The sequence below is a fragment of the Micromonospora sp. NPDC047074 genome (assembly GCF_040643815.1).
In the GTDB taxonomy this organism is placed as follows: domain Bacteria; phylum Actinomycetota; class Actinomycetes; order Mycobacteriales; family Micromonosporaceae; genus Micromonospora.
This window is the reverse complement of the sequence record NZ_JBEYVB010000006.1, coordinates 221723-231458: the sequence shown is the minus strand read 5'-3', so window position 1 is coordinate 231458 and position 9736 is coordinate 221723. Positions and strand designations below refer to the sequence as shown.

Below are 9736 nucleotides of genomic sequence, written 5' to 3'. Positions count from 1 at the left end.
GCGAGCCCCGCAGTCGCGAACGAAGGTGAGGCTGGTGAGCGCGAGGAGTGAGCCGGGTTTGCGAGCCCCGCAGTCGCGAACGAAGATGTTCCGGTGAGTGAGAATCCCCTGGAGCCGCCGCCCTGGCTGAACGCGCCGCCGGTCGACCCGTACCCGTACGAGGAGAGCCACGACCTGCGCGTCGGCCCGAAGCTGCACCCCTCGCTGGACGCCCTGCTGCCGTACGTCGGGGTGTGGCGCGGCCGGGGCCGGGGCGGTTTCCCCACCATCGAGGACTTCGACTTCGCGCAGGAGATCCGGATCAGCCACGACGGCCGGCCGTTCCTGTTCTACGAGTCGCGCGCCTGGCTCCTCGACGAGGAGAGCCGGCCCGTCCGCCCGGCGGGTCGTGAGGTCGGCTGGTGGCGGCCGGTGATGGACGGCGACCGGGTCACCGACGAGCTGGAGGCGCTGATGAGCGTCCCCACCGGGGTGATGGAGCTGCACATCGGCAAGCGCAAGGGCACCCAGATCGAGTTCGTCACCGACGCGGTGGTCCGCACGTCGACCGCCAAGGAGGTCACCGCCGGTCACCGCCTCTTCGGCATCGTCGAGGGTGCCCTGCTCTACGCCCAGGAGATGGCCGCCGTGGGCCACGGACTCTCCCCACACCTCTCCGCCCGTCTCGTCCGGGTCGCCGGCTGACCCTGCGCCCGGGGGTCAGGGAAACGCCAGGAGGGCCTGGAGGGCGGGCGTACGCGCCCAGCGGCGCAGCGGCACGGCGTCCAGGGTGCGGATCTCCGCGAGCCCGCGGACTGACGAGCTGAGCCAGGCGCCGTCCGCGGTACGCAGCTCCGCCGGGGTGACCAGCCGTTCCTGCGCGCGCAGGCCCAGCTCGGGGGCGTGGGCGAGCAGCCAGGCGGCGGTCACGCCGGGCAGGATGCCGGTTTCGGCGGCGGGCACCGTGCAGAGGGTGTCGCCGGTCAGCCACACCAGGTTGGCGGTGGGCCCCTCCAGCGCGTAGCCGTCGGAGGAGACCCACAGCGCGTCGTCCACGCCGGCGCGGGCGGCCCAGCGGCGGGCGGCGGTGCTCACCGCGTACGACGTGGATTTTGTTCCGGACGGCAGCCAGTCGAGGTCGGCGCGGGCCCGCGCCGCGACGCCCAGCGGCAGGGTCGCCACGGTGATCCCGCCCCGGCGGGCGGCCCGGGCCGTCGCCGGCACCTCGCCCAGCGTGGCGTAGACGGTGGGTGGGCCGCCGCCCTCCGGGCCCCGCGTGCAGACCAGCCGCAACGCCCCCTCCACCTCGGCGGGCCAGCCGGCGCTGACGGCCTCCAGCAGTTCGACGAGCACGTCGGCGGCGGGCAGCGGCAGCTCGACGGCTGCCGCCGCGCGGGCCAGCCGGGCCAGGTGCGCGTCGCGCAACCACGGCCGCCCGTTCCGCAGGTGCATCGTCTCGAAGAGCCCGTCGCCGTGCAGCGCACCCCGGTCGTCGCCGCGCAGCACGGGCTCCCCGGGCGGCACCAGCCCGCGCCCCGGCACGGCGATCCGCGATGGCACCATGACCGCCGAGCGTAGCGGGGGGCCCGTCGAGCGGGCGGCCGGCGGGACGGGCGAACTATGATCGGACGGTGTCCGAATCCTCCCTAGCGGAAATGCTCCGCGCACGTGGGCTGCGGCTGACGGCGCAGCGGCAGTTGATCCTCCAAGCTGTGCTGGACCTCGGGCACGCCACGCCGGAGCAGGTGCACACAGCCGTCCGGGAGGTGGCCGCAGGGGTCAACATCACCACCATCTACCGCACGCTGGAGCTGCTGGAACGGCTCGGCCTGGTGACCCACACCCACCTCTCGCACGGCTCGCCGACCTACCACAGGGTCGGTGAGGACCAGCACCTCCACCTCGTCTGCCGGGAGTGCGGTGGGATCGACGAGATCGAGCCGGAGCTGGTCCGACCGCTGGCCGACCAGTTGGCCAGTCAGCGCGGGTTCCGGGTGGACATCGGCCACGTCTCGTTCTTCGGCGTCTGCCACCGCTGCGAGAACGGGGACCGGAAGTGATCGACATCGCGGGCGCGGTGAGCGTCGAGAGCATCGACGAGGCCAGCCGGGACCAGCCCGAGCCGGCGCACGCGGCGGCCGGCGTGCGGGGTGTGGCGGCGCACTACGGCGACCCGATGCGCGAGCAGCGCACCCTCGACACGGCGGTCGGTTTGGTCGACCGCTCGCACCGGGGCGTCGTGGCGGTGCCGGGCGAGGAACGGATCGGCTGGCTGCACACCCTCACCAGTCAGCACCTGGCGCAGCTCACCGCCGGCCAGGGCACCGAGCTGCTGGTGCTCTCCCCGCACGGGCACGTCGAGCAGCACGCCATGGTGGCTGAGGACGGCATCACCACCTGGCTCGACACCGAGCCGGGTGCCACCGGCGGCCTGCTGTCCTACCTGGAGCGGATGCGGTTCTTCAGCAAGGTCGAGCCGCGCGACGTGACGCCGGAGCACGCGCTGCTCAGCCTGGTCGGGCCGGAGGCTCCCGCCGCGGTGGAGACGCTCGGCGTGACCGGGCTGGCCGCACCCGACGTGGTCGCGGTGCCGGGCCCGAAGTTCCGCTCCGGCGAGCTGCCGCCACGGCCGACCGCGCTCTACGACGTGCGCCCGCTGCCCGTGGGCGGCTGGGCCCGCCGGGGCCCGCTCGGCGTGGACCTGCTGGTGCCCCGGGCCGCGATGGAGCAGGTGGTCATCCAGCTGCGCGGTAACGGGGTGCCGGTCGCGGGGCTGTGGGCGTACGAGGCGGTGCGGGTGGCCGCCCGCCGGGCCCGGGCCGGGGTCGACACCGACCACCGGACGATCCCGGCCGAGGTGGACCTGATCGCCCCGGCCGTGCACCTGGACAAGGGCTGTTATCGAGGTCAGGAGACCGTCGCCCGGGTGCACAACATGGGGCGTCCACCGCGTCGGCTCGTACTGCTGCACCTGGACGGCGTGACCACCGACCAGCCGCCGGTGGCCGGCACGCCGGTGACCCTGGACGGCCGGGCGGTCGGCTTCGTCGGCACCGCCGTGCACCACCACGAGCTGGGCCAGGTCGCGTTGGCCGTGGTCAAGCGCAACGTCGCCGACGACGCCCGTCTCCTGGTCGGGGAGACCGCCGCCGCGATCGATCCGGCCTGACCGCCATTCGACGAAAGAATCTCTGCTTCGGGGCGCTGGGGACGGAAAAGTTCCGGTCGACTGGCTCGCTGGCCTCGGTCTAGGATCCGGGCATGACGACAGGGACGTTGATCACGGTTGCCCCGACCGGCGCGGAGTCGGCGAAGGCCGAGGTGCCGGCGCTGCCGGTCACGCTCGACGAGCTGCTGCTGACCGCCAAGGAGTGCGAGGCGCTCGGCGCCGCCGTGATCCACGTCCACATCCGCGACGACGAGGCGCGGCCCACCCTGGACCAGGGGCGGCTGCGGGAGACCGTGGCGGCGCTGCGGGAGAGCACCGACCTGATCGTGCAGCTCTCCTCCGGTGGCGCGGTGACCGACCCGGAGGCCGACCGGCTCGCCGTGCTCGACGCCGCGCCCGACATGGCCTCCTGCACGATGGGCACGCTCAACTTCGGTGACGACGTCTTCCTGAATCGTTGGGAGTTCATCGTCGACCTGCACACCCGGATGCAGGAGCGCGGCATCGTGCCGGAGTACGAGATCTTCGACCTCGGTCACCTGGCCGCGCTGCAACGGCTGCTCGGCAAGTACGGCCCGCCGGCCGGCGGGCACGTGCACGTCGACTTCGTGATGGGCGTGCCGGGCGGCATGCTGGGCACCACCTCGACGCTGGTCGCCGCCCACCAGGCGCTGCGGGATCTGCCCGAGGGCAGCACCTTCTCGGCCACCGGCATCGGCCGCAGCACGATCCCGGTCATGCTGGCCTCGCTCTCGGCCGGCGGGCACCTGCGGGTCGGCATGGAGGACACGGTGACCTACGCCAAGGGCCGTCCCGTCGAGTCCAACATGCAGCTCGTCGCCCGCGCGGTCGGCTTCGCCCAACTCGCCCAGCGGCCGCCGCTGACCACCGCCGAGGCGCGCGAACTGCTCGGCGTGCCGGCTGCCGGACGGTAAGCGGCGATGCCGGCGGGCGCTGCTGTACAAGGCGGCGCCGATGGCCTGCTCACCCGCGTGCCGGGGGTGGCCAGGGCTGCCGGTACCGTCCACCCTGTGGGAAAGACGTACGAGGGCGGCGCGCCGCTCGCCGAGGTGGTCCGGTCGGGGTTCGTCGAGGGCGTGCACCGGGGATCGGTGGTGGTGCTCGACGCCGCCGGGGCGACCGTGGCGGGCGCCGGAGACGTGACCTCCCCGGTCTTCCCGCGCTCGTCCAACAAGCCGATGCAGGCCATCGGGATGCTCCGCGCCGGGCTGGCGCTGGCCGACCCCGCCGACGTGGCGCTGGTCTCGGCCAGCCACGCCGGGGAGGACTTCCACCTGACCCGGGTCGGCGCGCTGCTGGCCCGGGCCGGGCTGGACGAGTCGGCCCTGCACTGCCCGCCGGACCTGCCCGTGAGCGACGAGGCCCGGGCCGCCGTGCTGCGGGCCGGTGGCGGACCGACCCGTACCCAGATGAACTGTTCCGGCAAGCACAGCGGAATGCTGCTGACCTGCCTGGCCGCCGGCTGGCCGCTCGACGGGTACTGGCGCCCGGAGCACCCGTTGCAGCAGCGGCTGCGCGACGCGGTCGAGGAGTTCACCGGCGAGCGGGCAGCGGCGGTGGGGGTGGACGGTTGCGGCGCCCCGGTGCTCGCCGTCTCGTTGACCGGCCTGGCCGGGGCGTACCTCCGGCTGGTCTCGGCGGAGCCCGGCTCCGTGCCACGGACGGTGGCCGACGCGATGCGGGCCCACCCGGATCTGGTCGGCGGCACGCGGGCCGAGGACAGCCGGTTGATGCGCGGGGTTCCCGGGCTGCTCGCCAAGATCGGTGCCGAGGGGGTTCTCGCGGCGGCGGTGCCCGGGGTCGGTGCGGTCGCTCTCAAGATCGATGACGGCGCGGGCCGGGCCCGGATGCCGGTGCTGGTCTCCGCCCTGCGCCGGCTCGGGCTGGACGCGCCGGTGCTGACCGAGTACGCCGAGGTGCCGCTCTTCGGCGGAGGCCTGCCGGTAGGCGCCGTCCGCCCCGTCTGGTAGCCCCCACCCCACCCCACCCACCCCGCCCACCCGGACCCGGGGCCTTTCCCGCGTTGATCATGAGGTTGGCGGTAGTTGCGGAGATCCACATCGCCGCCAACGTCATGATCAACGGGGAGCCTGGGCCGACGCGGTGTCAGGGGAGGAAGTCGAGCAGGGCGGCGTTGACCGGGGCCGGGCGCTCCAGCGGGAGCAGGTGCCCGGCGGCCGGTACGTCGGGCAGGCGGGTCGCGTACGGCGCCTCGGCCGCGATCTGGTCGGCGAGTCGGCTGATGTCGGGCACGTCCGCGGCACCGGCGGTGACCAGGACGGGCATCCGCAACTCGGCGAGGCGTCCGATCGCGGGTGGGTCGAGTTCGGCCACGTCCACGGCGCTGAGTGCCAGCTCGGCGGCGAGGGCCCGCTGGTCCATCTCGGTGGCGAAGGCGATCAACTCCGGGTCGACGTCCTCGGGGTCGCGGCCCGGGCCGACCACCCAGAACCGCACCTCACCGGCGGCGCTGGCGACGAAGTCCTCCGGGTCGACCTCGCCCACCAGGCGCTCCCAGAGTTCGTTCGCCTCCTCCGACCACTCGTGGCCCGAGACGGCGGTGCCGAGCAGGGCGAGCGCGGTGACCCGCTGCGGGTGGGCCAGGGCGACGTCGACCGCCACCGCGCCGCCGAACGAGCAGCCGACCAGGGCGGCACTGGGGATGTCGAGGGCGTCGAGCAGCCCGGCCACGTCGTCGTGGTGGGCGAACGGGGCCGGTGGCAGCTCGGAGTCGCCGTAGCCGCGAAGGTCGACGGCGATCACCCGGTGCCGCGCGGCCAGCGGGCCGATCTGCTCCCGCCACATCCGGCGGTCCGCGATGCCGGCGTGCAGCAGGACGACTGGCGTGCCGCTGCCCGTGTCGTCGTACGCGAGCGAAGTGCCGTTTACCTCGATCTTGTTCACGGCGGAAAGGTACGCATGGGACGACCCGGATGCAACCGCATGGGTGAGACGTCGCTAACTCCGGCTAGCACTTCGCTTGCAGGAGCAAGCAGGCCGAGCTAGCGTCGAATCATGGCCACTGGTAAGGACCTTCCCGACGTCGGCGGTTTCATTCGCGACCTGCGCCGCAACGCGAAGATCTCGCTCCGGCAGCTCGCCGAGCAGGCCGGGGTCAGCAACCCGTACCTCAGTCAGATCGAGCGCGGCCTGCGCAAGCCGAGCGCGGAGGTGCTCCAGCAGCTCGCGAGCGCGCTGCGGGTCTCCACCCCGGCGATGTACCTGCGGGCCGGGCTGCTCGACGACAAGGAGGGTCAGGGCGTGCTCGCCGCCATCGCCGTCGATGCCGACCTGACGATGGCGCAGAAGCAGTCGCTCACCCAGATCTACGAGACGTTCCGCCGGGAGAACGCGCGGCTCGCCGAGGCGACCGCGGCGGCCGGCGGCGCGGCACCCACCACCGGGCCCGGCGCGAACATCCCGGAGGCAGGCGCGACGGAGCCCGCCGGGACGGCGCCCGACCTGGCCAACCTCGCCGCCACGGGCCCCACCACGCCGGAGGGCACCCCGACCGAGGCCGTCCTGGAGTCGGTGGCCGTCACCGAGGCCGGCCCCGCCCCCGCCCCGACCGAGACCCCCGCGAAGGAGGCCGCCCGCAAGGCGGTCCGGAAGGCCGTCGACGCGGCCGAAGAGGAGAAGTCATGACCCAGCCGAAGACCAACCGCATCCCGGCCCCGATCTACGCCGCCGCCGGCGCCGGCGAGCTGGCCCTGCAGCAGCTGCGCAAGCTCCCCACGGTGGTGACCGACCTCGGCACCAGGGTCGTCGCCGACCTGGGTGGCAAGGCCGTCGTCACCGGCGTCGAGCTGCGCCAGAAGGCCAACGACACGCTGCGTACGGCCAACCTGACCGCCGACAGCCTGCGCGAGAAGGCCGTCGCGGGCGAGTTGGACCTGAAGCGTCTGCGCGAGGCCGCCGACCTCGACAAGCTGCGCCAGTTCGCCGACCTGGACAAGCTGCGCGAGGTCGCCGACCTGGACAAGCTGCGCGAGGTCGCCGACCTGGACAAGCTGCGCGAGGCCGCCGACCTGGACAAGCTGCGTGCGGCGGCGGCCCGGAACGCCGCCGTGGTGGTCGCCGGAGCGCAGGCCGCGCAGGAGCGGGCGCAGGCCGCGTACGTCGCGCTGGTCGCCCGGGGCGAGCGGGTCGTCGGCGCCGGTGTGCTGGAGGCCGCCGAGACCGTGAACGCCGACATCGAGGCGACCGAGGCCGAGCGGGAGCCCGCCGGGGTCGCCGCGAAGCCGGCCACCACGGAGCCGGCCGTGGACCTGGCCACCCCGGAGCCGGTCCGGCCGACCACCGCCGAGGTGCCGACCCCGGCCGACGTGGCCGAGGTCGTGGAGGCCAAGCCGGCCGCCGCGAAGAAGGCGACCCGGGCTCCCCGCGCCACCAAGGCCGCCGGCACCGGGGCCACCGCCGCCAAGCCGGCCACGAGCCCGTCGGCGAAGCTGCCCCGGGCCACCAAGCGCACCCGCCCGGCCGCCGAGTAGTTCGTCGCCGCAGGCCCCGGAGGCGTCCTGTCGGACGTATCCGGGGTCTGCGGCATAAGCTTGCCGACATGGCCTACGCCGCGCCGCTCTTCGCCTTCGAGGTCCGCTGGGTGATCGAGCTGATTCTGCTCGTGTTCGCGCTGATCGTGCAGGGCATCGCCCTGGTGCACGCCATCACCCAGCGCTCCGACGCCTTCGCCGCCATCGGCACCCTGCCCAAGGGTGGCTGGATCGCCATCCTGGCCGTCTGCCTGGTGCTGACCCTGCTCGGCTTCGGCCCGATCAGCCTCTTCGGACTGATCGGTATCGCCGCCGGCCTGATCTACCTGCTCGACGTCCGGGTGGGGCTGCGCGACCTGAGTGACGGCAAAGGGTTCTGGTGAGAGGTTTCCGCTGGCCACCCCCGCCGGACGGTGGGCCCCGCACCTGGGGGCCGGGCCCGGGGGCCCCGCGTACCGGCCGGCCGGCCCTGCCGGATCCGGAGACCGACCTGGTCGCCACGCCGCACGGCGTACACCTGGAGCAGCTCGTCACCGGGTCGGGCGACCCGGTGACGGTCTTCGCCCACGGCCTGGGCAACGGCATCGCCACCACCCGGCCCTTCGGCAGCGGGGTGACCGGCCGCAAGCTGTTCTTCCAGTTCCGCGGGCACGGCCGTTCCGACGCGCCGCCCGGCCCGTGGAGCTACCTCGACCTCGCCCGTGACCTGCGCGCGGTCGCCGACCTCGGCGGCGCCACCCGGGCCTTCGGCGCCAGCCTCGGCGCGGGCGCGCTCTGCCGGCTGCTCGCCGAGAGCCCCGAACGCTTCGAGCGACTCGTCTTCTTCCTGCCGGCGGCGCTCGACCGGCCGCGCGGCGAGGTCGCCCGGGCCCGGCTGACCGCACTGTTCGACGCCGTCGAGAGCGGCGACGCCGCCGCCGTCGCCGACGTGGTCCAGACCGAGCTGCCGCCCTCGGTCCGGGACACCCCGGCCGGCTGGGCCTACCTGCGCCAGCGGCTCGACCAGTTGCTGCGCGACGGGCTCGCCCCCGGGCTGGCCAGCCTGCCGGAGCAGGCACCGCTGCGCGAGGCCGGGGCGCTGGCCGGGGTCACCGCGCCCGCCCTGGTGATCGGCTGCGCCAGCGACGACCTGCACCCGGTCGAGGTCGCCGAGCGGCTCGCGGCCGTGCTGCCCCGGGCCACCCTGCACGTGTACGACCGGCCCGGCGTGCTCTGGACGGAACGCGCCGACCTGCGCAGCCGGATCTCCGCCTTCCTCAACGGGTAACGTGCCCTGACATGGGCGTCACACACCACGGTCATACCCACCGGTTGGACCTCGCCGACCCGACGCTGCGGCAGTGGGAGTGCACGGTGCTGCACGCCGACCCGGAGCAGGGCATCGTGCTGGACCGGTCGGCGTTCTATCCGGGCGGTGGCGGGCAGCCGCCGGATCACGGCGTACTGCTCTGGCAGGGCGTGCAGACCCGGATCGTCGGCACCCGCAAGGGCGACGAGTTCTGGCTGATCCCGGCCGAGGGCGACCCGCTGCCACCGGCCGGCACGGCGGTGACCGGCGCGGTCGAGGACGAGCGGCGCACCCGGCTGATGCGTACCCACTCCGGGCTGCACGTGCTCTGCGGGGTGGTGTTCCGGGACTTCGGCGCGCTCGTCACCGGCGGCAACATGGAGCCGGGCGAGGCCCGGATGGACTTCAACCTGCCCGAGGTGCCACCCGACTTCAAGACCCGCATCGAGGAACTGGTCAACGCCGAGGTCGTCGCCGACCGGGCGGTCGCCGTACGGGTGCTGCCCCGGGACGACGCGCTGGCCCTGCCGGACATCATCCGGACCCAGTCCAACCTGATCCCACCGGAGGAGCAGGAGGTCCGGATCGTCGACATCGTCGGGCTGGACGTCCAGGCCGACGGCGGCACCCACGTCGCCTCCACCGCCCAGATCGGCAAGGTGCAGGTGGTCAAGGTGGAGAGCAAGGGCCGCGCCAACCGCCGGGTCCGCGTACGCCTGGTCGACTGAGCTGGGCCGTCACACGAGATCGACGCTGCTGTCGGCCACCCTGCCGTGGCGCCACGGTCGG

12 protein-coding genes are annotated in these 9736 nt (G+C 74.0%); 10 read left to right on the top strand and 2 right to left on the bottom strand.

The genetic code is table 11. From position 1 onward, the window contains the following. The first annotated feature begins 93 nt into the window (after positions 1 to 93). On the top strand, positions 94 to 684 hold the full coding sequence (locus tag ABZ809_RS12520; RefSeq protein WP_357562558.1) for an FABP family protein: 591 nt from the start codon (positions 94 to 96) through the stop codon (positions 682 to 684). Positions 685 to 699: 15 nt separating this feature from the next. Here ABZ809_RS12520 and ABZ809_RS12515 read toward each other — a convergent pair whose 3' ends face one another. Next, positions 700 to 1542 (bottom strand): aminotransferase class IV, encoded by an 843-nt coding sequence (locus ABZ809_RS12515; protein WP_357562557.1) that lies wholly within the window; start codon positions 1540 to 1542, stop codon positions 700 to 702. A 68-nt stretch (positions 1543 to 1610) separates the two neighbouring features. On the opposite strand from ABZ809_RS12515, the gene ABZ809_RS12510 reads away from it, so the two are divergent. The 4 genes from ABZ809_RS12510 to ABZ809_RS12495 all read left to right on the top strand — a co-directional run bounded on the left by ABZ809_RS12510 (position 1611) and on the right by ABZ809_RS12495 (position 5139). After that, positions 1611 to 2039, top strand: coding sequence for a Fur family transcriptional regulator (locus tag ABZ809_RS12510; RefSeq protein ID WP_357562556.1), 429 nt, complete (start codon positions 1611 to 1613; stop codon positions 2037 to 2039). Continuing rightward, complete coding sequence (locus ABZ809_RS12505) at positions 2036 to 3148, top strand: folate-binding protein (RefSeq protein WP_357562555.1); 1113 nt, start codon at positions 2036 to 2038, stop codon at positions 3146 to 3148. The genes ABZ809_RS12510 and ABZ809_RS12505 overlap by 4 nt, the downstream gene beginning before the upstream one ends. A gap of 92 nt (positions 3149 to 3240) precedes the next feature. Beyond that, on the top strand, positions 3241 to 4083 hold the full coding sequence (locus tag ABZ809_RS12500; RefSeq protein ID WP_357562554.1) for a 3-keto-5-aminohexanoate cleavage protein: 843 nt from the start codon (positions 3241 to 3243) through the stop codon (positions 4081 to 4083). A 96-nt stretch (positions 4084 to 4179) separates the two neighbouring features. After that, positions 4180 to 5139: an asparaginase gene (locus ABZ809_RS12495; RefSeq protein WP_357562553.1), complete on the top strand. Its 960-nt coding sequence runs from the start codon at positions 4180 to 4182 to the stop codon at positions 5137 to 5139. A 136-nt stretch (positions 5140 to 5275) separates the two neighbouring features. Here ABZ809_RS12495 and ABZ809_RS12490 read toward each other — a convergent pair whose 3' ends face one another. Further along, the gene (locus ABZ809_RS12490; RefSeq protein WP_357562552.1) at positions 5276 to 6073 is read right to left on the bottom strand and encodes an alpha/beta hydrolase; all 798 of its coding nucleotides are present in this window, start codon (positions 6071 to 6073) and stop codon (positions 5276 to 5278) included. Positions 6074 to 6184: 111 nt separating this feature from the next. Here ABZ809_RS12490 and ABZ809_RS12485 point away from each other — a divergent pair, with 111 nt between their 5' ends. The 5 genes from ABZ809_RS12485 to ABZ809_RS12465 all read left to right on the top strand — a co-directional run bounded on the left by ABZ809_RS12485 (position 6185) and on the right by ABZ809_RS12465 (position 9675). Continuing rightward, a complete protein-coding gene (locus tag ABZ809_RS12485) occupies positions 6185 to 6814 on the top strand; it encodes a helix-turn-helix domain-containing protein (protein ID WP_357562551.1) in 630 nt (209 codons plus the stop codon). Further along, positions 6811 to 7659: a hypothetical protein gene (locus tag ABZ809_RS12480; protein WP_357562550.1), complete on the top strand. Its 849-nt coding sequence runs from the start codon at positions 6811 to 6813 to the stop codon at positions 7657 to 7659. The genes ABZ809_RS12485 and ABZ809_RS12480 overlap by 4 nt, the downstream gene beginning before the upstream one ends. A gap of 68 nt (positions 7660 to 7727) precedes the next feature. Next, positions 7728 to 8042 (top strand): DUF2516 family protein, encoded by a 315-nt coding sequence (locus tag ABZ809_RS12475; protein WP_357562549.1) that lies wholly within the window; start codon positions 7728 to 7730, stop codon positions 8040 to 8042. Continuing rightward, positions 8039 to 8926 (top strand): alpha/beta hydrolase, encoded by an 888-nt coding sequence (locus ABZ809_RS12470; RefSeq protein WP_357562548.1) that lies wholly within the window; start codon positions 8039 to 8041, stop codon positions 8924 to 8926. The genes ABZ809_RS12475 and ABZ809_RS12470 overlap by 4 nt, the downstream gene beginning before the upstream one ends. Positions 8927 to 8937: 11 nt before the next feature. Beyond that, a complete protein-coding gene (locus ABZ809_RS12465; protein WP_357562547.1) occupies positions 8938 to 9675 on the top strand; it encodes an alanyl-tRNA editing protein in 738 nt (245 codons plus the stop codon). The last annotated feature ends 61 nt before the right edge of the window (positions 9676 to 9736 follow it).